Genomic DNA, 22568 nt, shown 5'->3' with positions numbered 1-22568 from the left:
AGACATCCAGTGTTCCGTGTCCGCTAGACGGACCACGGAGGCGGTAGGCACTGGGTGCCGGATACGGTGGAGGCACCATGAGCCCTTCGCAGACCTCAGACTTCCCCACCCTCCTTGTCAAGATCTTCGGCAAGGACCGGCCGGGCATCACGGCCGGGCTCTTCGACACTCTCGCTGCCTTCGCGGTCGACGTGGTCGACATCGAGCAGGTCGTCACCCGTGGCCGGATCGTGTTGTGCGCGCTCGTGACCGAGCCTCCGCAGGGGCTTGCCGGCGAGTTGCGGGCGACGGTCCACAGCTGGGCAGAATCGATGAAGCTACAGGCGGAGATCATCTCCGGCACCGGCGACAACCGGCCACGCGGACTGGGCCGCTCACTGGTGACCGTACTCGGCCATCCGCTCACCGCCGAGGCCACGGCGGCCATCGCCGCGCGGATCACCGCGGCCGGGGGCAACATCGACCGTATCTTCCGGCTCGCCAAGTACCCGGTCACCGCCGTCGAGTTCGCGGTGTCCGGCGTGGCGACGGAGACCCTGCGCACTTCGCTGGCCACCGGCGCCGCCGCGCTCGGCGTCGACATCGCGGTGGTCGCGGCGGGGCTGCACCGGCGGGCGCAGCGGCTGGTGGTGATGGACGTGGACTCCACGCTCATCCAGGACGAGGTGATCGAGCTGTTCGCCGCGCACGCCGGATGCGAGGACGAGGTCGCCGAGGTGACAGCGGCGGCGATGCGCGGGGAGCTGGACTTCGAGCAGTCTCTGCACGCGCGCGTGGCGCTGCTCAAGGGGCTGGACGCCTCGGTCGTGGAGAAGGTGCGCAGCGAGGTGCGGCTGACGCCGGGCGCGCGGACACTGATCCGTACGCTGAAGCGGCTCGGCTATCAAGTCGGTGTGGTCTCCGGCGGGTTCACCCAGGTCACCGACGACCTGAAGGAACGGCTGGGGCTGGACTTCGCGCAGGCCAACACGCTGGAGATCGCCGACGGCAAGCTCACCGGCCGGGTCACCGGCGAGATCGTGGACCGGGCGGGCAAGGCACGGCTGCTGCGCAGGTTCGCGGCGGAGGCGGGCGTACCCCTGGCGCAGACCGTCGCCATCGGGGACGGCGCGAATGATCTGGACATGCTCAACGCGGCGGGGCTCGGGGTCGCCTTCAACGCCAAGCCGGTGGTCCGGGAGGCCGCGCACACCGCGGTGAACGTGCCGTTCCTGGACACGGTGCTGTATCTGCTCGGCGTGACCCGCGAAGAGGTCGAGGCGGCGGACACACACGACGAGGGGTGACCGGTGGCCTGCGGGGGTGGGCACGCGGGGCGGCGGGGTGAGCCGCTGGGGGGGCGTCCGGTGGCAGGGGTGACCTGCCGGGTCGGGTGTCCGGTGGCACGGGTGACTCGGCCGGAGCAGGCGTCCCCTGGCACGCGTGACCGGCCGGAGCGGGCGTCCGGTGGCAGGGGTGGCTGCCGGAGGGGCGGCGGTCCCGTGGCCGGAGCGACCCCGCCGAGGCGGGCGTCCGCATCAGGGTGTGCAGAGGGCCCGGCGTCATCGGATGCCGGGCCCTTGCCTTCGTACTCTCGGCTCGTCTTCTCTTCTTGCTCGCGGCTCGACGCTTCTTCGTGCTCGCCGCGCGTCGTCCGTCCAGCCCGGCGGACGACGGGTGCTCAGTCGGACGGGGCCCAGTAATCGACCAGGGCGGCTGTGCCGGGCTCCACGTTCTTCCAGGCGCCGTCGGTGGTCAGGACGGCGAAGGCGGCGGCCGGGAAGCCACGCTCGCTCATCCGGTCGCGAGGCTCCCCGTCGGCAGATCCGGAGAGGATCTCCGCAAGCGCTTGGATGCCTGGGTTGTGGCCGATCAGCAGGACGTTGCGGACGTCGTCGGGGGTCTCGTTGAGCAGCGCGATCAGCTCGCCGGGCGCTGCCTCGTAGATCCGCTCCTCGTAGACGGTTTTCGGCCGGTGCGGGAACTCCTGGACGGCGAGCTTCCAGGTCTCGCGGGTCCGGGTCGCCGTGGAGCACAGGGCCAGGTCGAAGGCGATACCCGTATCGGCGAGCCTGCGCCCGGCCTCGGCGGCCTCCAGACGGCCCCGCTCGGCGAGCGGACGCTCGTGGTCGTTCACCTGGGGCCAGTCGGCTTTCGCATGCCGGAAGAGGACAATCCTGCGGGGTTCTGCGACGCTCATGGCCCCAGCTTCGCATGAAATATGCCATGGGGCGCAGGGAGTTGACTTGGGGATTCACCCATGGTGGAGGGGTCTCGGCGGCACGGGGAGGGCACGCGGTGCCACGGTCCACGGAGAGTGCGGGCAGGGCTCCGGAGGGCGGACGGACGGCAGTCGGATGGAAGCCCCGGATCGGCCTGGGGCCTTAGCGGCTGATCAGCTGCTGAACGCGCTCCACGACGTGCGACATCGCGGGGTCGCCGCCCGCCGCGTGGGCCTCGGCGGGGTTGAGTATCAACGCGAGCAGGGTGATGAAGGCGAGGGTCGGCAGGGCGAGGGCCCACCAGGGCAGCCGGGAAGAGACAGCCCGGCCCGCGGTCGCCGGGTGGGTCCGGGAGTACGTAGGGGCCGACATGGGTGCCTCCGCCGTCTTCGAGGGGTGAGTGCCCGCCGCTCGCGGTCACACTTCGAAGATACGGACCCGGCGGGCCCCAACCCATCCGGTGATCCACCCACTTGACCCTGACCCTCACCCCCTAGGGGTTGGTGGGGGTAGCCCCACCAACGGGTCTCACCCGGGTCTCACGCGGGCCTCGCCGCGTCTCCCGGGCGGCCGGTCACGGTGACGCGATCGTGGCGATGATGCCGATGATCACGAAGATGGCGAAGAACGAACCGAAGACGAGCAGCAGCTTCTTCTGGCCGTTCTTGGGGTTCGGATCGAGCACTGGCATGCGCTCAGTCTCCCACTCTGGGTGGGCGCGGTGTGCCCCGGGGTGGTCCGTTCCGGGGGTGGTGGACCGCCGGGGTGGTCCATCCCTGGGTAGTGCGCGCGGGGTGGCGCGCCCCTGGGATTGTGCCCGCCCGCGCGCCGGCCACCCGCCCTCGCCCTCGCCCTCAGCGCGCGGTTCGTCCTCAGCGCGCGGCCTCGTCCTCCACCGTCCGGTTGCGGCCCGCCACGAGGCCGACCAGGATCTGCGGGATCATCAGGGCGGCCATCAGGGCGATGGGCACACCCCAGCCGCCGCTGTGCTGGTAGAGGACGCCGACCAGGAGAGGGCCGGGGATGGAGATCAGGTAGCCGGTGCTCTGGGCGAAGGCGGAGAGCTGGGCCACGCCCGCGCCGGTCCTCGCGCGCATGCCGACCATCGTCAGGGCGAGCGGGAAGGCGCAGTTGGCGATGCCGAGCAGCACGGCCCAGGCCCAGGCGCCGCCCGCGGGCGCGAGGTACAGGCCCGCATATCCGGCCAGTCCGCACAGGCCGAGGGCGACCACGATCGGGCCCTGATGCGGCAGCCGGGTGGCCAGGCGCGGGATGACGAAGGCGAGCGGCACGCCCATGACCATGGTCACGGCGAGCAGCAGACCGGCGGTGTCGGCGGAGACGCCCGCGTCACGGAAGATCTGCGGCATCCAGCCCATGGTGATGTAGGCGGCGGTGGCCTGGAGGCCGAAGAACACCGCGAGCGCCCAGGCGGTACGGCTCCGGGTGATCCGCAGGCGTACGGCGGGTTCCTCCCGCGCGGATACGTCCGGCGCCGCGCGGAGAGCCTCGTCCTTGCCGTTCCCGGCGTGGGTGGGTGCCGCGGACTTCCGTACGAACGGGATCCAGGGCAGTACGGCCGCCACCGCGAGGGCCGCCCACAGGGCGAGCCCGGGACGCCAGCCGCCGCCGAGGGCGTCGGTGACGGGGACGGTGATCGCCGCCGCGATGGCCGTGCCGAAGGCGAGGGCCATCGAGTACAGGCCGGTCATGGTGCCGATCCGGTCGGGGAACCAGCGCTTGACGATGACCGGCATCAGGACGTTGCTCACGGCTATGCCCATGAGGGCGAGGGCGCTGGCGGCCAGGAAGCCCGCCGTGCCGCCCGCGTACGGCCGTACGAGCAGGCCGGTGGCGATCGCGGCCATGCCCGCGCACACCACCGCGCCAGGGCCGAAACGGCGGGCCAGACGGGGTGCCGTGATGCCGAACACGGCGAAGCAGAGCGGTGGGACGGAGGTGAGCAGCCCGGCCATGCTGCCGCTCATGCCGAGCCCGACACGGACGTCTTCCAGGAGCGCGCCGAGGCTGGTGATCGCGGGACGGAGGTTGACCGCGGTGAGGACGACACCGACGACGAGCAGACGCATCGCCCACGCGCGCGGGCCGCCCGATCCGGCCGCCTCGGGGGTGGGCGGGGCCGAACTGGTGACGGTCGGGGGCAGTGTCGTGGTCGTTTCCTCTCGCGGCATGGGACCCATCATAGAATCATGGGATGATTGGTTGTCCATTCGTCGGCGCGGTTCTGCCGACCCTCGTGAGCGAGGATGCGCCATGCCCTTGAGCCACCCACGCCGCTCGGCTCTGTCCGAGCAGGTCATCGCCGAGCTGCGGAACCAGATCGCGTCGGGCGAATGGCCGGTCGGCTCGCGCATCCCGACCGAGCCCGAGCTGGTCGAACAGCTCGGCGTCGCCCGCAACACCGTGCGCGAGGCGGTCCGCGCGCTCGCGCACAACGGCCTCCTCGACATCCGCCAGGGCTCCGGCACCTATGTCGTGGCGACCAGCGAGCTGGCGAGTGTCATGCACCGGCGGTTCGCGGGCGCCGACCCCCGGCACATCGCCGAGCTGCGTTCCACGCTGGAGTCCGCCGCGGCCCGGCTGGCCGCCGAGCGGCGCACGGAGAAGGACCTCAAGCAGTTGGACGCGGTGCTGGAGCGGCGTGAGGAGGCGTGGCGCTCGGGGGAAGCGGAGGTGTTCGTGACCGCCGACGCGACCTTTCACCTGGCCGTGGTGGCCGCCTCGCACAACGACGTGATGACGCAGATGTACGCCGATCTGGGCGAGGTGCTGCGGGACTGGCTGCGCGAGGGTGTAGGCGAGGAGCTGACCCCGGACGCGCACATGGACCACGCCCGGCTGCTGGACGCGATCCGCGCGGGCGACGCCGACACGGCCGGGGCGGAGGCGGCCAGCTATCCCTTCCTGTGCCGCCTGGCCCGGCTCAGCTCCCCCGGTTCTGGTGGGTGACCCACGCCGCGCGGACTTCCTTCCAGCAGCGGCCGGTGAGCCGTACGGTCGTCGCCGGCCCGGCGTCGGCCGCCTCGCCGTCGCTGTCGAGGTCCCACCAGCGCTCGCACTCGATGTGCAGCCGCAGCCGGTCGGTCTCGGGGTAAGGGTTGTGGCAGTAGGCGGTCACGCGCGAGCCGTCGACACTGGTGCGGCACTCGGCGCCGAACGGGGGCTTGGCGTCGAGCCGGGGCTTGCCGCCGGAGAGGGGTGTTTCGCCGGGCGGCGGCTTCCTGGGGGGCTGCCGCGTCTTGGCGAGCTGCCGCGTCTTGGCGACTTGCGCAAGGTGTGTGGGCCGGCGCGTCTCGGCGGGCTGCGGAGGGTCGGCGGCCTGCGGCTTCTGAGCGGGCAGCGGATGCTCGCCCGATCGCGGTCGGTCACCCGACCGGGGCTGGTCGCCCGATCGCGGTTGGCCGACCGATCGGGGTTGGTCACCCGGTCGCGCCTGGTCACCGGATCGCGGCTGGGCGTCGGACAGCACACGATCGACAGGAGCCGGTGCTGTCTGCGTCACGCGCGCGGGTGGTGGTTTCTGGGCGCGTCCCTGTGCCGTTCGCTCCACGCGCGCGTGCGGGGCCGCCGGAAGGGGCGTGGACAGCACGATCGCGACGGCAAGGGTCGCTGAGGCCATGCTGCGGGATGGGCGCACAAGGGGGACCTCCTCGGCCGTGCGGGGTCGTGCTGGGGAGGAATGCGTGTGACGAACGCCTGATCCAGAGTGCGCAGTTGCGACGCCGCTCCGCCCGGCCGGATAGGCCGAACGGGGGACACGCCCGGATCGGCCCGTACCAGCCCCCGAAACACCCGGACACGCCGAAGGCCCGCGCCCCGTGCGGGACGCGAGCCCTGGGAGGGTGGCGTGGGATCAGGCGCCGATGGCGTGCAGGCCGCCGTCCACGTGGATGATCTCGCCGGTGGTCTTCGGGAACCAGTCGCTGAGCAGCGCGACGATGCCGCGGCCGGCCGGGTCCGGGTCCTTCAGGTCCCATTCCAGCGGGGAGCGGCTGTCCCAGACCGAGGCCAGATCGCTGAAGCCGGGGATGGACTTCGCGGCCATGGAAGCGAGCGGCCCGGCGGAGATCAGATTGCAGCGGATGTTCTGCTTGCCGAGATCGCGCGCCATGTAGCGGCTGGTGGCCTCCAGGGCGGCCTTGGCGGGGCCCATCCAGTCGTACTGCGGCCAGGCGTACTGGGCGTCGAAGGTGAGGCCGACGACAGAGCCGCCGTTCTGCATCAGCGGCATGCACGCCATGGTGAGCGACTTCAGTGAGAACGCCGAGATGTGCATGGCGGTCGCCACGGACTCGAACGGCGTGTTGAGGAAGTTGCCCCCGAGCGCGTCCTGGGGAGCGAAGCCGATGGAGTGGACGATGCCGTCGAGGCCGCCCAACTCCTCACCGACCAGGTCGGCGAGGCGGGCGAGGTGCTCGTCGTTGCTGACGTCCAGCTCGATGACCTTGGTGGGCTTGGGCAGCTTCTTGGCGATGCGCTCGGTCAGGGTGGGCCGCGGGAAGGCGGTCAGGATGATCTCGGCGCCCTGCTCCTGGGCGAGCTTCGCGGCGTGGAAGGCGATGGAGGATTCCATCAGCACACCGGTGATCAGGACGCGCTTGCCGTCGAGGATTCCGCTCATGGTGATCAGTGACCCATTCCCAGTCCGCCGTCAACAGGGATGACGGCTCCAGTGATGTACGAGGCGTCGTCCGAGGCCAGGAACCGCACCGTCGCGGCGACCTCCTCCGGCTGGGCGTAGCGGCCCAGCGGCACCTGCTTGACGATGTTCGCGCGCTGCTCGTCGGTGAGCGCCTTGGTCATGTCGGTGTCCACGAAACCGGGCGCGACGACATTGAACGTGATGTTGCGCGAGCCCAGCTCACGGCTGAGCGAACGAGCAAAACCGACCAGAGCAGATTTGGAAGCGGCGTAGTTGGCCTGGCCCGGACCGCCGAGCAGACCGACCACCGACGAGATGAGCACGACGCGGCCCTTCTTCGCGCGCAGCATGCCGCGATTGGCGCGCTTGACCACGCGGAAGGTACCGGTGAGGTTGGTGTCGATGACCGAGGTGAAGTCTTCCTCGGACATGCGCATCAGCAGCTGGTCCTTGGTGATGCCGGCGTTGGCGATCAGGACCTCGACCGGGCCGTGGGCGTCCTCGATCTCCTTGTACGCCTGCTCCACCTGCTCGGTGTCCGTGATGTCGCACTTCACGGCGAGGCAGCCCAGTTCCGTGAGGGCGGCCGGCGGCTCGCCCGAGCGGTATGTGATCGCGACCTTGTCACCGGCGTCGGCGAATGCGCGGGCGATGGCGAGGCCGATGCCCCGGTTGCCTCCGGTGACGAGAACCGAGCGGCTCAACGGATCACCCTTTCCATAGCGGTCTGACACATCCGCCCGAACACGCGATGACAGGCGGCTTTACCCAAAACCTATCGGTCGCCCTGGCCACGCGGGCATTCGGGCACCGACAGTGGCTCGGGGGGCTCGCTGTCGGGTTTCTACAGTCGATCCGCCCGGTTCAGCCCGTCTCACCAGGAGCACGAGCCGTCAGACCGTTCGACCCAGCCGCTCAAGGCAACGGAAAACGATCCCACCTGATCGATTTATCGTTCGCTTTCCACGACACCGACGCTGTGGGCGTCGATCGACCTCCGCGTCCGCGCCCATCCAGTGCCACGCCGCGCGCGGTGTCACGCCACGCGGCGATGGCCTCCGCCAGGAGCAGTCCCCCTCGTCGGAGGCCAGGATCCCGTGCGGCACCTCACACGGTCGACTTGGTGCACGGCGAGTCTGCGCGCGAGGCGGGCTCCTTGACGGGTGGCCGACAGCCACCGGACGAACGTACTTGCGGTAGCGGCCTCCCAGTCGCCTCTTGCTGGCATGAATCCAGCGTTCTGCTCCCGCTCACCCTGCCAACAGGAACGACACCGGTACAGACGCCTCTGTACCGGTGCAGACTCTGGGCTAGGTGAGTAACTCCCCCGTGACCCTCGATGGATTGGGCGGGTTCGGTGAGTACGCGGAAACGTGAGCATGGGAGGCACGCGGTCATGACGGCGAACCAATGCGAAATTGGAACGAACAATACGGAAGTGGAACTATCCGACTGTCTCAAGACGTTCGGAATCGTCCTGAAGGCACTGCGGGACGAATCCGGCTTGCCCCAGGAGGAATTCGCTTCCCGTGTGCGGTATCCAGCCGCGTATGTCGCCGAGATCGAGCAGGGAAAGCGATTCCCCCCGGCGGATCTGCCCGCACGGGCGGCAGAGGTGCTGGGGCCGGTCGGGTTCGAGATCCTTGCGGCGGCGGCGAAGACCCTGGCACGGCGGGCGGGGCTGGCGTCGTGGTTCCTGGAATGGGCCGGGATCGAGGAAGAGGCGATCACGCTCTACGCGTATGAGTGCCGGGCAATTCCGGGGTTGTTGCAGCCGGAGGAATATGCGCGGGCGGTGCTCATGTGCCAGCTCCCTCCGTTCACCGACGAGCAGATCGACCACAAGGTGGCGGCAAAGATCGAACGCCAGGCGTTGCTGACCGAGCGACCAAACGCTTCCTATTCGTTCATCATCGAACAGACCATCCTGGAGCGCAGGGTCGGCGGCGCGTCAATCACCAGGGCTGTCATCGACCATCTGTTGACCGTAGGTGAGCGGACCAATGTCGAGATCCAGATCATGCCCCTGCGCCAGGAAGACCATTGCGGGTCCGATGGCCAGCTGTACCTGGCCGAATCAGCCAACCACCAATGGTTCGGTTACCTCGAAGGGCATCGATCGAGCAATCTGATCGTCGATCCCGGCGAGGTCAGCGTCCTCCAGCAGCGCTATGGCAAGTTGCGTACCCAGGCCCTGGACTGTCGGGCTACGGTCAAACTCTTGGAACAGATGCGAGGAGCGCTGTGAGCACCGCCCCTGAGCTGAACTGGTTCAAGAGCAGCTACGACGGAGGGTGCGGGGACCATTGCGTCGAGATCGCCATGCGTCCCGAGGCGGTTCACGTCGCGTGGTAGGTGACGCTCAAGGGCGGACACGGTGATCGGTCCCGTGTTCGTTCGCGCAGAACATTTTTGAGCAGGTCGAGGGCGTCGGGTACGGCCCGCTAGGCCGAACAGAACGAAATCGTTCGGCGCGACGGAGTCACCCCGTTGCCCCAGCCGGACCGCCGGCCGGCGTCCGACCGCCTCCTTTGCCGCAGAGGTCGGCGAGCGGGACATGATTCACTGCCTTCAAACGCGACTGCACCAAGCGTCCGAAGGGATTCCCGCCCGTGCCCCATGACATCGACCAGTCGTTTCTCACGCTTCCGCTGCGCGCCCTGGCGGACGCGGCGCTGGCACGCGCGCGTGCCCTGGGGGCGGAGCATGCCGACTTCCGGCTGGAGCGGGTGCGCAGCGCGTCCTGGCGGCTGCGGGACGGCAAACCGTCCGGGTCGTCGGACACCACCGATCTCGGATACGCGGTGCGGGTCGTGCATGGCGGGACGTGGGGGTTCGCGTCCGGTGTGGATCTGACCATGGACGCCGCCGCGCGGGTCGCCGGGCAGGCGGTCGCCATGGCGAAGCTCTCTGCTCAAGTGATCAAAGCCGCAGGATCGAATGAACGCGTGGAACTGGCCGACGAGCCCGTGCACACCGACCGGACCTGGATCTCCTCGTACGAGATCGATCCGTTCTCGGTGCCCGACGAGGAGAAGTCGGCACTGCTCGCGGACTGGAGCGGGCGGCTGCTCAGGGCGGACGGGGTCGACCATGTCGACGCGTCGTTGCTCACCGTGCACGAGAACAAGTTCTACGCCGACACGGCCGGGACCGCGACGACCCAGCAGCGGGTGCGGCTGCATCCGCAGCTCACGGCGGTGTCGGTGGACGACTCCAGCGGCGAGTTCGACTCCATGCGCACGATCGCGCCGCCGGTCGGGCGCGGCTGGGAGTATCTGACCGGCACCGGCTGGGACTGGGACGAGGAGCTGGATCTGATCCCCGGGTTGCTCGCCGAGAAGATGCGCGCACCGAGCGTGGAGCCGGGATCGTACGATCTGGTCGTCGATCCCTCGAACCTGTGGCTGACGATCCACGAGTCCATCGGGCACGCCACCGAACTGGATCGCGCGCTCGGCTATGAGGCCGCCTACGCGGGGACCTCGTTCGCCACGTTCGATCAATTGGGCAAGCTCAGGTACGGCTCGGACCTGATGAACGTCACCGGTGACCGCACCGCCGAGCACGGCCTGGCGACCGTGGGGTACGACGACGAGGGCGTCGCGGCGCAGTCCTGGGACCTGGTGAAGGACGGCACGCTGGTGGGCTACCAGCTGGACCGGCGGATCGCGCGGCTGACCGGGTTCGAGCGCTCCAACGGGTGCGCGTTCGCCGACTCCCCCGCGCATGTGCCGGTGCAGCGGATGGCCAATGTGTCGCTCCAGCCGGATCCGGCGGGACTGTCCACGGAGGGGCTGATCGGGAGCGTGGACCGGGGCATCTATGTCGTCGGTGATCGTTCATGGTCGATCGACATGCAGCGGTACAACTTCCAGTTCACCGGTCAGCGCTTTTTCCGGATCGAGAACGGCCGGATCACCGGGCAGCTCAAGGACGTGGCCTACCAGGCGACCACGACCGACTTCTGGGGTTCCATGGCGGCCGTCGGCGGCCCGCAGACGTATGTCCTGGGCGGCGCGTTCAACTGCGGAAAGGCCCAGCCGGGCCAGGTCGCGGCGGTCTCCCACGGCTGCCCGTCCGCGCTCTTCAAGGGCGTCAGCATCCTCAACACCACCCAGGAGGCCGGGCGATGAGCGCCGCCGTCAGCAAGCCGTACGAGATGGTCGAACGGGCCCTGGAGCTGTCGCGGGCCGACGGGTGTGTCGTGATCGCCGATGAGCATTCGACCGCCAATCTGCGCTGGGCAGGGAACGCGCTGACGACGAACGGCGTCACGCGCGGGCGCACGCTCACGGTGATCGCGACCGTCGACGGCAAGGAGGGCACCGCCTCCGGGGTGGTCTCGCGCGCCGCGGTGACGCCGGACGAGCTGGAGCCGCTGGTACGGGCCGCCGAGGCCGCCGCGCGGGGCGCCGGTCCCGCCGAGGACGCGCAGCCGCTGGTCAGTGGCGTCCCCGCGAGTCCGGACTTCACGGACGCGCCCGCCGAGACCTCCTCCGCGGTGTTCGCCGACTTCGCGCCCGCTCTGGGCGAGGCGTTCGCACGCGCGCGTGCGGGCGGTCGCGAGCTGTACGGCTTCGCCAATCACGAGCACGTGTCGACCTATGTCGGTACATCGACCGGGCTGCGGCTGCGGCATGATCAGCCGACCGGCACGCTGGAACTCAACGCCAAGTCGCCCGACCGGACTCGCTCGGCGTGGGCCGGGCACGCCACGCGGGACTTCAAGGACGTCGATCCGGCGGCGCTGGACGCCGAGCTGGCCGTACGCCTGGGCTGGGCGGAGCGGCGGATCGAGCTGCCGGCCGGGCGGTACGAGACGCTTCTGCCGCCGACCGCGGTCGCCGATCTGCTGATCTACCAGCTGTGGTCGGCGTCGGGCCGGGACGCGGCCGAGGGCCGGACGGTGTTCTCCAAGTCCGGCGGCACCCGGATCGGCGAGCGGCTGACCGAGCTGCCGCTGACCTTGCGCAGCGACCCAAACGAGCCGGGCCTGGAGTCCGCGCCGTTCGTGATCGCTCACTCATCCGGCGGTGATCAATCGGTCTTCGACAACGGACTGCCGCTCGGTGCGACCGACTGGATGCGCGCGGGCGAGCTGACGCGGCTGACCACCAGCCAGCACAGCGCCGCGCTGACCGGGCTGCCGGTGGCGCCCGGCATCGGCAATCTGATCCTGGACGGCGGCACGGACCGCTCCCTGGAGGAGATGGTCGCCGCCACCGAGCGCGGGCTGCTGCTGACCTGCCTGTGGTACATCCGCGAGGTCGATCCGGCCACGCTGCTGCTGACCGGGCTCACCCGCGACGGCGTGTATCTGGTGGAGAACGGCGAGGTGACCGGGGAAGTGAACAACTTCAGGTTCAACGAATCGCCGGTCGGTCTGCTGGGACGGGCCTCCGAGGCGGGGCGCACGGAGAAGACGCTGCCCAGGGAGTGGAGCGACTGGTTCACGCGGGCGGCGATGCCCGCGCTGCGGGTGCCGGATTTCAATATGAGCTCTGTCAGTCCGGGCGTATAACCTCGTAGGCGTTCACAGTCGGGCGGCGCTGGGACCGAACCGAAGATCACGCGAGATCGCCCGAAGATCATCCGAGGAGACACGAGAACCGTGACGGACATCGTCGACGAGCTGAAGTGGCGCGGGCTGTTCGCCCAGTCCACTGATGAGGACGCTTTGCGCAAGGCGCTCGCGGACGGCCCCGTCACGTTCTATTGCGGCTTCGATCCGACCGCGGCCAGTCTGCACGTCGGACATCTGGTGCAGGTGCTCACCATGCGCCGGCTCCAGCAGGCGGGCCTGCGTCCGCTGGCCCTGGTCGGCGGCGCCACCGGCCAGATCGGCGACCCGCGCCCGACCGCGGAGCGCACGCTGAACGCGCCGGAGACGGTCGCCGCCTGGGTCGCCCGGCTGCGCTCGCAGATCGAGCCGTTCCTGTCCTTCGAGGGCGAGAACGCCGCGGTGATGGTGAACAACCTGGACTGGACGGCCGGGCTGTCCGCGATCGAGTTCCTGCGGGACATCGGCAAGCACTTCCGGGTCAACAAAATGCTCACCAAGGACTCGGTCGCCCGCCGGCTGGAGTCCGAGGAGGGCATCAGCTACACCGAGTTCAGCTACCAACTGCTCCAGGCGATGGACTTCCTGGAGCTGTACCGGCGTCATGGCTGCACGCTCCAGCAGGGCGGCAGCGACCAGTGGGGCAACCTCACGGCGGGCCTGGACCTGATCCACCGGCTGGAGCCGCAGGCGCAGGTACACGCGCTGGCGACGCCGCTGATGACGAAGGCGGACGGCACCAAGTTCGGCAAGACCGAGGGCGGCGCCGTCTGGCTCGACCCGGAGATGACCTCGCCGTACGCGTTCTACCAGTTCTGGCTGAATGTGGACGACCGGGACGTGTCGACGTACCTGCGCATTCTGTCCTTCAGGTCCCGCGCGGAGCTGGAGGAGCTGGAGGAGCAGACGCGGGAGCGGCCCCAGGCGCGGGCCGCACAGCGGGCACTGGCGGAGGAGCTGACGACGCTGGTGCACGGCGCCGGGCAGACCGAGGCGGTGATCGCCGCTAGCCGGGCGCTGTTCGGGCAGGGCGAGCTGGCCTCGCTGGACGAGCGGACGCTGGTCGCTGCGCTGACCGAGGTGCCGCACATCGAGGTCTCCGGGCTGGTACCGGTCGTGGATCTCTTCTCCGCGGTGGGGCTGGTGGCGAGCAAGTCCGCCGCGCGGCGCACGGTCAAGGAGGGCGGTGCGTACGTGAACAACGTCAAGATCGCCGCCGAGGACGCCATGCCGGCCGCCGGGGATCTGCTGTACGGGAAGTGGCTCGTGCTGCGGCGCGGGAAGCGGAATCTGGCCGCCGTGATGGTGAGCGGAGTCTGATCATCACGAGCTGATTCCGATCAGCGTGAGCGATCTTTGATCAGTCGGCGCGAAAGGTACCTCTGCGGGCGAGTGCGTGAGGTACTTCGGCGGGTGCGAGAGGTGTTTCAGCGGGCGCGGGAGGGCGCTACGCGCGCGGGATCGCGGGAGCGGGATGTGATCACGCGAGCAGGATCCGATCGGTTGCAAGGGTGCTCGCTGATGGTGCGCTCGCCGAAGGGGTGCGGAGGGATGGCGACTGCGAGTCCGTCGTGGCTCGTCGCCTGCTTCCCCGCACCCCTTCGGCGTCGGCTGTGATCGGGCTCAGGTGTGCTGTTTGCGCTTGCCCAGGGTCGCCGTGTACGCCATGTCGCCCAGGAACACGATGATGATCGCGGCGACCAGTTGGAACAGGTGACGGCTCCAGTCGATGCCCGGGGTGGACGCGACTCCCAGGCCGCGGGCGATGGCGTTGCCGGCGAGCGCGCCGAGCATGCCGAAGATGGTGGTCAGCCAGAGCGGGCTGTGCTGCTTGCCCGGAATGATCGCCTTGGCGATCAGACCGAGCACGAATCCCACGATGATGGCCCACAACCAGCCCATGACTGCCTCCTCGTACGGCTCGACCTGAGCGTTAGGCCCAGTGTCGGGCCGCCCTCCGTACGGCGCATGTCGGGCTCGCCCGTACGGTCTACGGCCCACGACGTTCACGCGGGCAGGAGGGTGACCCGGTCTCGAATGCGGCGCAGGCGCGGCGTAACGTTGGGCCTGTCCGGACCGGCCTGCTGCCCGGTACGGACCGGGATCGGGTCGGGGACAGTCCCCTGCGGGCGGGTGGTGGAGTGTGATGCGGAAGCAGCGCGACGGCGACGGCACCCAGGTGTTCCGGATCACCGGAGCCCGGCAGGGCCTCCAGGACGACGTCCGTAAACGCCAGCGCCGATACATCATCTCGATGTCGGTACGCACGGTGTCGGTAGTTCTCGCCGCGGTGCTGTGGAACGTCGAACGGCACGTCGCGATCGTGGCGTTGGTGCTCGGGGCGGTCCTCCCCTATATCGCGGTGGTGGTCGCCAACGCCGGGCGGGAGAACGCTCCGTCACTGCCGACGACGTTCGTGACCGTGCAGCCCAGCCCGATGATCGCACCGCCGCGGGCCGCTGACGGCGGCTACACGGAATCCCGGGCGGAGGACGGACCGGCCGGTCCCACCGAGCGGCCCGCCTAGACCCAGTGCAATTCCATGGTCGGTAAAAGCTCAGATCAATCATGTTGTTCCGGTGCCGGGCGACCGGATCCCCATGACATACTTCGTACGCGCTCCGCATCCCCCGTCGGAGCGACGGACCGACGCCGGGCAGCTCCCCCCGTGGCTGCTCGGCGTCGCCTTTTGTGTCGTCCTTCCGTGGCCGTTTCGGTCGCCGATCATGCCCTCGAACGAGGCGGCGGTGATCACATGGGAGCGGGTGCACATACGCCGTCGCACAAGGGTGCCCGTACTCCGTCGCAGCGGGCGATCATGTTTGCCGTGATCGCATCAACTGTGGCTGTGGAGGCCGTGATCACGGCCCGTCCCGGTCGGGTTAGGGTCGGAGGGTGAACGTCCTTCCGACCCCTGGTCCCGAGCCCGTGTCGCCCATCTGCTCCGCGAAGGGCTGCCGGGCCGGTGCCGAGTGGGTGTTGGCGTGGAACAACCCGAAGCTGCACACACCGGAGCGGCGCAAGACCTGGCTCGCTTGCGAGGAGCACCGCGAGCATCTTTCGCAGTTTCTGGGAGTGCGGGGGTTCTTGAAGGACGTGGTGCGGTTCGAGGAGTGGAGCGCTCCCGAGTCCTGAAAGGGCGGAGCGACTCTCTGGCTTCGGTCCCCTCGCTTCGATCACCTGGGCTCGCGCCGCCGGCTTCGCTTCCTTGGCGACCGATCACTCGGTCGCTGATCCTTCGGTCGCTGATCCTGAGCCCGCCGACCCTCGGCCGCTGATCCTTAGGTCGCCGACTCTTCGGTCGCGGATTCTTCAGCCGCCGATCGCCGACATGGGGCGGTCCGGCTGGATGAACGTCGGGTCGTCCAGGCCCGCGCCCGCCTTCTTGCCCCACATCGCCAGACGCCAGATGCGGGCTATCTCCTCGTCGGGGGCGCCGGAGCGCAGGGCCGTGCGCAGGTCGGTTTCCTCGCGGGCGAACAGACAGGTGCGGACCTGGCCGTCGGCAGTGAGACGGGTGCGGTCGCAGGCGGCGCAGAAGGGGCGGGTGACGGAGGCGATCACGCCGACGCGGTGCGGTCCGCCGTCGACCAGCCAGCGCTCGGCAGGGGCCGAGCCGCGCGCCTGCTCGCCCTCGGGGGTGAGGGCGAAGCGCGTACGCAAAGAGCCCAGAATGTCACCGGCCGTGATCATGCCGTCGCGTTTCCAGCCGTGCTGGGCGTCCAGGGGCATCTGCTCGATGAAACGCAGTTCGTAGCCGTGCTCGATCGCCCAGGCGAGAAGGTCGGGGGCCTCGTCGTCGTTGAGCCCCGGCATCAGGACGGAGTTGACCTTGACCGGGGTCAGACCGGCGTCGTGGGCGGCGGTCAGGCCGTCGATGACGTCCTGGTGGCGGTCGCGGCGGGTGAGGGCCTTGAAGACATCGGGCCGGAGCGTGTCGAGCGAGACATTGACGCGGTCCAGACCGGCGGCCTGGAGGGCGGCGGCCGTGCGCTTGAGGCCGATGCCGTTGGTGGTCAGGGACATCTGGGGGCGCGGCTCCAGGGCCGCGACGCGCTCGACGATGCCGACCAGTCCAGGGCGGATCAGTGGCTCACCGCCGGTGAAGCGGACCTCCTCGATGCCGAGGGAGGTGACGGCTATGTCGATCAGGCGGACGATCTCGTCGTCCGTGAGCAGATCGGATTTGGCCAGCCATTGCAGGCCCTCTTCGGGCATGCAGTACGTGCACCGCAGATTGCACCGGTCGGTCAGCGAGACCCTCAGGTCGGTGGCCACTCGTCCATAGGTATCGGTGAGCACGGGGACCCCCTTCCCTCGTCCGGAAACATCCATCGGCCCGATGGTCATTCGATCAACGGCAAAGCGATCAGAAACGTTCCGACACCAGCGAGCCTACGCGACGGTCCGGACAATCGGACGTGCCCGATCCGAGGAGGTACGGCGTGGCCGCGTCGTGGATCTCCACGATCGGTACGACGCGGCCACGCGGGAGCGGGCCTTTCCCGCGCGGGTGACCAGGACCTGTCCGGTGCTGCGAGGCACCCGGCGTCCCGGTCGAGCGGCGTCCCCGCGCGGGCCGGCCCTGGCTCAGTGGGCCCCGGTGCCGGTCAGTGACCGGACCTCCAGTTCGGCGTACTTGCCCTTGTCGGGCTCCTCCTTCGACAGCAGGGTGCCGATGACGCCGAGCAGGAAGCCGACCGGGATGGAGACGATGCCGGGGTTCTCCAGCGGGAACCAGTGGAAGTCGACGTCGGGGAACATCGACGTGGCCTTGCCGGAGACCACCGGCGAGAACAGCACCAGGCCGACGGCGGTGATCAGACCGCCGTAGATCGACCACAGTGCGCCCTGGGTGGTGAACCGCTTCCAGAAGAGGCTGTAGAGGATCGTCGGCAGGTTGGCCGAGGCGGCGACGGCGAACGCGAGGGCGACCAGGCCGGCGACGTTGAGGTCGCGGGCGAGCGCGCCGAGCACGATCGACACCGCGCCGATGCCGACGGTCGCCAGGCGGGCCGCGCGGATCTCCTGCTGTTCGGTGGCCTGGCCGCGCTTGATCACGTTGGCGTAGATGTCGTGCGCGAAGGACGACGAGGAGGCGAGCGTCAGGCCGGCGACGACCGCGAGGATCGTGGCGAAGGCGACCGCGGAGATGGTGGCCAGCAGGATCGCGCCCCAGTTGGAGTCCACGCCGCCCAGATGCAGGGCGAGCAGCGGGGCCGCGGTGTTTCCGGCCTTGTTGGACGAAGTGATCTCGTCAGGGCTGATCAGGGCCGCCGCGCCGAATCCGAGGGCGAGGGTCATCAGGTAGAACGCGCCGATCAGACCGATCGCCCAGATCACGGACTTACGGGCGGCCTGAGCCGTGGGGACCGTGTAGAAGCGGATCAGGATGTGCGGCAGACCGGCGGTGCCGAGCACGAGCGCGATACCGAGCGAGATGAAGTCGATCTTGGTGGTGCCCGACACGCCGTACTTCAGGCCGGGCTCCAGGAACGCGGCGCCATGGCCGCTGTTGTCGGCGGCGGTGCCGAGCAGATCGGAGATGTTGAAGTCGAACTTCAGCAGCACCAGGAAGGTGAGCAGCAGCGCGCCCGTCATGAGCAGCACGGCCTTGACCATTTGCACCCAGGTGGTGCCCTTCATGCCGCCGATCGTGACGTAAACGATCATAAGGACACCGACCAGAGCGACAATGCCGATCTTTCCGGCGTCGCTGGTGATGCCGAGCAGCAGCGAGACGAGCACGCCCGCGCCCGCCATCTGGGCGAGCAGGTAGAAGATCGACACGACGATGGTCGAGGTGCCGGCGGCGGTACGCACCGGGCGCTGGCGCATCCGGTAGGCGAGCACGTCGCCCATGGTGTAGCGGCCGGAGTTGCGCAGCGGCTCGGCGACCAGCAGCAGGGCGACCAGCCAGGCGACGAGGAAGCCGATGGAGTACAGGAAGCCGTCGTAGCCGGACAGCGCGATGGCGCCCGCGATGCCGAGGAAGGATGCGGCGGACATGTAGTCGCCGGCGACCGCGAGACCGTTCTGGAAGCCGGTGAACTGCCGGCCGCCCGCGTAGAAGTCGGCCGCGTCCTTGGTCTGCCGCCCGGCCCATACGGTGATGACCAGGGTGGCCACCACGAACGCGGCGAACAGGCTGATGATGAGCGTTCGGTGTTCGCTTGCCGCGCCGGCCGCGAGCGACTCGCCGACCGCGAAGGTGAATGTGCTGCTCATTCGCCGCCCTCCATCCGGGACTTGATCGCCTTTGCCTGGGGATCGAACCTGGTCGCGGCGACCCGCGCGTACCACCAGGCGATCAGGAAGGTGGTCAGGAACTGGGCGAGCCCTAGGATCAGGGCCACGTTGATGTTTCCGAACACCTTGGTGCCCATGAAGTCGCCCGCGTAGTTCGACAGCAGGACGTAGAGCAGGTACCAGGCGATGAACCCGACGGTCAGCGGAAAGGCGAACGAGCGGTAGGAACGGCGCAGTTCACCGAACTCCGCGCTCTCCTGCACCTCGACGAACTCCTCGGTCGAGGGGAGCCGGTGATCTGGTTTCGAAGGTGGCGGTGTTTCGGTGGCCACGGAGTCTCCTCGCGTTGCGGGTGCGGCGCCGACGGGCGCCGGGGCACGGTCGGGGATCGGGGACGGTTGCGGTACGGACATGTGTTCTTGCCTTTGCTGATGCGGGTCATCTGACCGGCTGTGACAGTGGTGGCCGGGTGCGTGATCCACGGGGAGGGCTCGATCGTGCTCGGCTCCCTGTCCAACGTCCACGGAGCCACGCGAGGACCGGTTCAACCCGGAGGACTTCTTTCCGAAGTCGTCGCCTGAGGCCATTGCTGGCCAGCGAGTTCGGGGGATAGCTTCACCCTGCAACACCCGTCATGTACCTGCCCAGGCGCTATCCCGCGCCTCGGGCCGGTCTCGTATTTCCGGATGATGTGGAGACCCCATGGCTCATCTGCCTTCCAGACGCCGGCTCGTGCTCGCCGTGCCCGTCGTGCTGTCCCTGACCGCCTCGCTCGGCTTCCTGCCCGCCACCGCCACGGCCGCCTCCCCCGCGGAGACCGGTGTGCGGGTGGCGCAGGACGCGCCGAGCCTGGCGTACGTGGTCAACACGTCGACCGATCGGCGCACGATCGAGTCGGTGAAGAAGGCGATCGCCGCGGCCGGCGGCACCGTCGTGACCACGTACGCGCAGATCGGTGTGATCGTCGTCCACTCGGCGAACCCGGACTTCGGTCCGCGCATCCGCGCGGTGCGCGCGGTGCAGTCGGCGGGCGCGACCCGCACGGCGCCGCTGGTCGCCGCGGGCACCACGGACCAGGGCGCGGTGGACTATCTGACGGCCGCCGAGGCGGCGAAGGTGAAGGCGGCGGCCACGCCGGGCAGTGAGCCCCTGGAGGCCGATCAGTGGGACTTGCGCGCGATCGGCGCGGACAAGGCCGCGAAGATCGATCCGGGCAGTTCGAAGGTGACCGTCGCGGTGATCGACACGGGCGTCGACGACACCCACCCGGACCTCGCCGCGAACTTCTCGAAGTCGCAGTCGGCGAACTGCGTGGGCGGCGTGGCCGACACCAGCGAGGGCGCCTGGCGGCCGTACACGGCGGAGGACTATCACGGCACGCATGTCGCCGGTGAGATAGCCGCGGCCCGTAACGGCGTAGGCGTCGCCGGGGTGGCGCCCGGCGTGAAGGTGTCCTCCATCAAGGTGAGCGACCCGGACAACGGACTCTTCTATCCGGAGAGTGTGGTCTGCGCGTTCGTGTTCGCGGCTGATCGCGGCGTGGAGATAACGAACAACAGCTACTACGTGGACCCGTGGCTGTACAACTGCATGGACAACCCGGACCAGAGGGCGATCGTCGACGCGGTGAACCGGGCCCAGCTGTACGCCCAGAAGAAGGGCACCCTGCACCTGGCGTCGGCCGGCAACTCCAACCACGACCTGGACGCCGACGCGATCCTGGACGACTCCAGCCCGGACGACTCCACTCCGGTTGATCGGACGATCGATCCACGTGAGTGCTTCGACGTGCCGACGCAGTTGCCGGGCGTGGTCACGGTCAGCGCGACCGGGGTGCAGAACGTGAAGTCGTACTACTCCTCGTACGGCAACGGTGTCGTCGATGTGGCGGCGCCGGGCGGCGACCGGATCTACCAGATCCCCGACACGCCGTCGAAGAACGGCCGCATCCTGTCGACCCTGCCGAACAACCAGTACGGCTTCCTCCAGGGCACCTCGATGGCCTCGCCGCACGCGGCGGGCGTCGCCGCGCTGCTGAAGTCCGAGCACCCGAAGGCGTCCCCGGCACAGCTCCAGCGGCTGCTCAAGGCCCAGGCGGACGACACGGCCTGCCCGGCCTCCTACGACCAGGACGGCGACGGCACACAGGACGCGGTGTGCGAGGGCGGCGAGCGTTCCAACGGCTTCTACGGCGCCGGAATCGTCAACGCGCTCCGCGCGGTGCAGTAGCACGCCCCACGTGGCGCGGCTCCGCCGCCACGGGGCCGCGCCGCACCACAGCCCGCAACGTCCGCTTTTCTCGCGAACGAACTGGAGAGACTCTCATCATGACTGCGTCTCACTCGCGTCACCGTCGCGCGCTGGCGATCCCGGTCGGGATGGCCGTGGCCACCGCGGTGGCGTTCCTGCCGAACGTGACCGCCGCCGCCGCGGAGCCGAGCGCCGCGCCCACCGCCGAGGGGCCCTCGCTCAGCTATGTCGTCAATGTGAGCCCCGGCAACGGATCGTCGTCATCCGTGAAGAAGGCCATCGGCAAGGCCGGCGGCACGATCGTGCAGTCGTACGACCAGATCGGTGTGATCGTTGTGCACTCGGCGAACACCGGGTTCGCTCAAACGATCAGGAAGGTGCGGGGGGTGCAGTCCGCAGGCTCCACGCGCACCGCGCCGCTGCCCGCGCAGTCGACCACCGATGTGGGCACGCCGAAGGTGCTCACCGCCGAGGACGTGGCCGACGTGCAGGCGGCGGCCGGCCAGGACCCGCTCCAGCCGCTCCAGTGGGACCTGCCCGCCATCAAGGCCGACAAGGCACACGAGAAGTCGCTGGGCAGCAGCGAGGTCACCGTCGCCGTGATCGACACGGGCGTCGACGACACCCACCCCGACATCGCGCCGAACTTCGACCGGGAGGCGTCCGTCAACTGTGTGACCGGCAAGCCGGACACCAGCGACGGCGCCTGGCGGCCGAGCGCGGCGGAGAGCCCGCACGGCACCCACGTGGCCGGTGAGATCGCCGCCGCGAAGAACGGCATCGGCATGACCGGTGTGGCGCCCGGAGTGAAGGTCTCGGGCATCAAGGTGTCCACGACCGCGGGCTTCTTCTACACGGAGGCCGTCGTCTGCGGCTTCGTGTGGGCGGCCGAGCACGGCGTCGACGTGACGAACAACAGCTACTACACCGACCCGTGGTACTTCAACTGCAAGGACGACCCGGACCAGAAGGCCCTCGTGGAGGCCATCACCCGGGCCTCGAAGTACGCGGAGAAGAAGGGCGCGGTCAATGTCGCCGCGGCGGGCAACGAGAACTACGACCTCGCCGCCGACGAGATCACCGACCCCGGCTCGCCGAACGACTCCACGCCCGGCGACCGGGTGATCGACCCGTCCGAGTGCTACGACATACCGACCCAACTGCCCGGCATCGTGACGGTAGCGGCGACCGGCGCCAAGGGCCTGAAGTCGTCGTTCTCCAACCACGGCCGGGGCGTCATCGACATCGCCGCGCCCGGCGGCGACTCGACCGCCTACCAGACCCCCGCCCCGCCCGCGACCAGCGGCCTGATCCTGGGCACACTGCCGGGCGGCCGTTGGGGCTACATGGCCGGTACGTCGATGGCGTCGCCGCATGTCGCGGGTGTCGCCGCGCTGATCAAGTCGACGCACCCCAACGCGTCACCCGCGCTGGTCAAGGCCCTGCTGTACGCGGAGGCCGACGCCACCGCGTGCACGAACCCGTACGACATCAACGGTGACGGCAAGGTCGACGCGGTGTGCGAGGGGCCGAAGAACTACAACGGCTTCTACGGCTGGGGCGTGGCGGACGCGCTGGACGCGGTGACGAAGTAACCCGAGCGGTGATCGGTGCCCCAGCGGCACCCGCCGGGGCCGGGCGG

General features: G+C 69.3%; 22 protein-coding genes. 11 read left to right on the top strand and 11 right to left on the bottom strand.

The genetic code is table 11. The features are described from left to right. Positions 1-77 precede the first annotated feature (77 nt). Positions 78-1286 carry a phosphoserine phosphatase SerB gene (gene serB, locus ACFXAZ_RS28560; protein ID WP_384597040.1) on the top strand — a complete coding sequence of 403 codons (1209 nt, stop codon included), beginning with the start codon at positions 78-80 and terminating at the stop codon, positions 1284-1286. A gap of 374 nt (positions 1287-1660) precedes the next feature. On the opposite strand, the gene ACFXAZ_RS28555 is transcribed toward serB, so the two are convergent. The 4 genes from ACFXAZ_RS28555 to ACFXAZ_RS28540 all read right to left on the bottom strand — a co-directional run bounded on the left by ACFXAZ_RS28555 (position 1661) and on the right by ACFXAZ_RS28540 (position 4405). Then, positions 1661-2179, bottom strand: a complete 519-nt coding sequence (locus ACFXAZ_RS28555) for a SixA phosphatase family protein (protein ID WP_384597038.1) — start codon at positions 2177-2179, stop codon at positions 1661-1663. Between the two features lie 184 nt (positions 2180-2363). Continuing rightward, the gene (locus tag ACFXAZ_RS28550) at positions 2364-2573 is read right to left on the bottom strand and encodes a hypothetical protein (protein WP_384597036.1); all 210 of its coding nucleotides are present in this window, start codon (positions 2571-2573) and stop codon (positions 2364-2366) included. A gap of 202 nt (positions 2574-2775) precedes the next feature. Further along, positions 2776-2892 carry an SGM_5486 family transporter-associated protein gene (locus ACFXAZ_RS28545; protein ID WP_384597034.1) on the bottom strand — a complete coding sequence of 39 codons (117 nt, stop codon included), beginning with the start codon at positions 2890-2892 and terminating at the stop codon, positions 2776-2778. 181 nt (positions 2893-3073) lie between these two features. Continuing rightward, complete coding sequence (locus ACFXAZ_RS28540) at positions 3074-4405, bottom strand: CynX/NimT family MFS transporter (protein WP_384597032.1); 1332 nt, start codon at positions 4403-4405, stop codon at positions 3074-3076. 70 nt (positions 4406-4475) lie between these two features. Here ACFXAZ_RS28540 and ACFXAZ_RS28535 point away from each other — a divergent pair, with 70 nt between their 5' ends. After that, positions 4476-5171, top strand: a complete 696-nt coding sequence (locus tag ACFXAZ_RS28535) for a FadR/GntR family transcriptional regulator (protein WP_384597030.1) — start codon at positions 4476-4478, stop codon at positions 5169-5171. Here ACFXAZ_RS28535 and ACFXAZ_RS28530 read toward each other — a convergent pair. From ACFXAZ_RS28530 to fabG, 3 genes are all read right to left on the bottom strand, one after another. Further along, positions 5146-5562, bottom strand: coding sequence for a hypothetical protein (locus tag ACFXAZ_RS28530; protein ID WP_384597071.1), 417 nt, complete (start codon positions 5560-5562; stop codon positions 5146-5148). The genes ACFXAZ_RS28535 and ACFXAZ_RS28530 overlap by 26 nt on opposite strands. A gap of 513 nt (positions 5563-6075) precedes the next feature. Then, entirely contained in the window at positions 6076-6843 is a 768-nt protein-coding gene (gene fabI, locus ACFXAZ_RS28525; RefSeq protein ID WP_384597028.1) for an enoyl-ACP reductase FabI, read from the bottom strand. 5 nt (positions 6844-6848) lie between these two features. Then, the gene (fabG, locus tag ACFXAZ_RS28520; RefSeq protein ID WP_384597026.1) at positions 6849-7568 is read right to left on the bottom strand and encodes a 3-oxoacyl-[acyl-carrier-protein] reductase; all 720 of its coding nucleotides are present in this window, start codon (positions 7566-7568) and stop codon (positions 6849-6851) included. Positions 7569-8260: 692 nt separating this feature from the next. Between fabG and ACFXAZ_RS28515 the strand changes: the two genes are divergently transcribed. The 5 genes from ACFXAZ_RS28515 to tyrS all read left to right on the top strand — a co-directional run bounded on the left by ACFXAZ_RS28515 (position 8261) and on the right by tyrS (position 13747). Then, the gene (locus ACFXAZ_RS28515) at positions 8261-9112 is read left to right on the top strand and encodes a helix-turn-helix transcriptional regulator (protein ID WP_384597024.1); all 852 of its coding nucleotides are present in this window, start codon (positions 8261-8263) and stop codon (positions 9110-9112) included. Beyond that, positions 9109-9219, top strand: a complete 111-nt coding sequence (locus ACFXAZ_RS28510) for a DUF397 domain-containing protein (RefSeq protein WP_384597022.1) — start codon at positions 9109-9111, stop codon at positions 9217-9219. Before ACFXAZ_RS28515 ends, ACFXAZ_RS28510 begins: the two co-directional genes overlap by 4 nt. Positions 9220-9476: 257 nt before the next feature. Continuing rightward, a complete protein-coding gene (locus ACFXAZ_RS28505; protein ID WP_384597020.1) occupies positions 9477-11000 on the top strand; it encodes a TldD/PmbA family protein in 1524 nt (507 codons plus the stop codon). Next, positions 10997-12388 carry a metallopeptidase TldD-related protein gene (locus ACFXAZ_RS28500; protein ID WP_384597018.1) on the top strand — a complete coding sequence of 464 codons (1392 nt, stop codon included), beginning with the start codon at positions 10997-10999 and terminating at the stop codon, positions 12386-12388. The genes ACFXAZ_RS28505 and ACFXAZ_RS28500 overlap by 4 nt, the downstream gene beginning before the upstream one ends. Positions 12389-12478: 90 nt before the next feature. Continuing rightward, positions 12479-13747, top strand: coding sequence for a tyrosine--tRNA ligase (gene tyrS / locus ACFXAZ_RS28495; RefSeq protein WP_384597016.1), 1269 nt, complete (start codon positions 12479-12481; stop codon positions 13745-13747). 303 nt (positions 13748-14050) lie between these two features. On the opposite strand, the gene ACFXAZ_RS28490 is transcribed toward tyrS, so the two are convergent. Further along, positions 14051-14329, bottom strand: a complete 279-nt coding sequence (locus tag ACFXAZ_RS28490) for a GlsB/YeaQ/YmgE family stress response membrane protein (protein WP_384597014.1) — start codon at positions 14327-14329, stop codon at positions 14051-14053. A 244-nt stretch (positions 14330-14573) separates the two neighbouring features. Between ACFXAZ_RS28490 and ACFXAZ_RS28485 the strand changes: the two genes are divergently transcribed. Continuing rightward, positions 14574-14954, top strand: a complete 381-nt coding sequence (locus tag ACFXAZ_RS28485) for a DUF3099 domain-containing protein (protein WP_384597012.1) — start codon at positions 14574-14576, stop codon at positions 14952-14954. A 368-nt stretch (positions 14955-15322) separates the two neighbouring features. Further along, positions 15323-15562: a hypothetical protein gene (locus ACFXAZ_RS28480; RefSeq protein WP_382690866.1), complete on the top strand. Its 240-nt coding sequence runs from the start codon at positions 15323-15325 to the stop codon at positions 15560-15562. A 177-nt stretch (positions 15563-15739) separates the two neighbouring features. On the opposite strand, the gene moaA is transcribed toward ACFXAZ_RS28480, so the two are convergent. From moaA to ACFXAZ_RS28465, 3 genes are all read right to left on the bottom strand, one after another. Beyond that, positions 15740-16729, bottom strand: a complete 990-nt coding sequence (gene moaA / locus ACFXAZ_RS28475) for a GTP 3',8-cyclase MoaA (protein WP_384597009.1) — start codon at positions 16727-16729, stop codon at positions 15740-15742. A 288-nt stretch (positions 16730-17017) separates the two neighbouring features. Then, entirely contained in the window at positions 17018-18655 is a 1638-nt protein-coding gene (locus tag ACFXAZ_RS28470) for a cation acetate symporter (protein WP_384597007.1), read from the bottom strand. Then, positions 18652-19008, bottom strand: a complete 357-nt coding sequence (locus ACFXAZ_RS28465; protein ID WP_384597005.1) for a DUF485 domain-containing protein — start codon at positions 19006-19008, stop codon at positions 18652-18654. The genes ACFXAZ_RS28470 and ACFXAZ_RS28465 overlap by 4 nt, the downstream gene beginning before the upstream one ends. A gap of 370 nt (positions 19009-19378) precedes the next feature. Here ACFXAZ_RS28465 and ACFXAZ_RS28460 point away from each other — a divergent pair, with 370 nt between their 5' ends. Then, positions 19379-20905 carry a S8 family serine peptidase gene (locus ACFXAZ_RS28460; RefSeq protein WP_384597003.1) on the top strand — a complete coding sequence of 509 codons (1527 nt, stop codon included), beginning with the start codon at positions 19379-19381 and terminating at the stop codon, positions 20903-20905. A gap of 98 nt (positions 20906-21003) precedes the next feature. Further along, positions 21004-22521, top strand: a complete 1518-nt coding sequence (locus ACFXAZ_RS28455; protein WP_384597002.1) for a S8 family serine peptidase — start codon at positions 21004-21006, stop codon at positions 22519-22521. Positions 22522-22568 lie beyond the last annotated feature (47 nt).

The organism is Streptomyces sp. NPDC059477 (assembly GCF_042749375.1).
GTDB lineage: Bacteria > Actinomycetota > Actinomycetes > Streptomycetales > Streptomycetaceae > Streptomyces.
The sequence above is the reverse complement of the archived record's forward strand: the minus strand, read 5'-3'. Positions and strand labels throughout refer to the sequence as shown.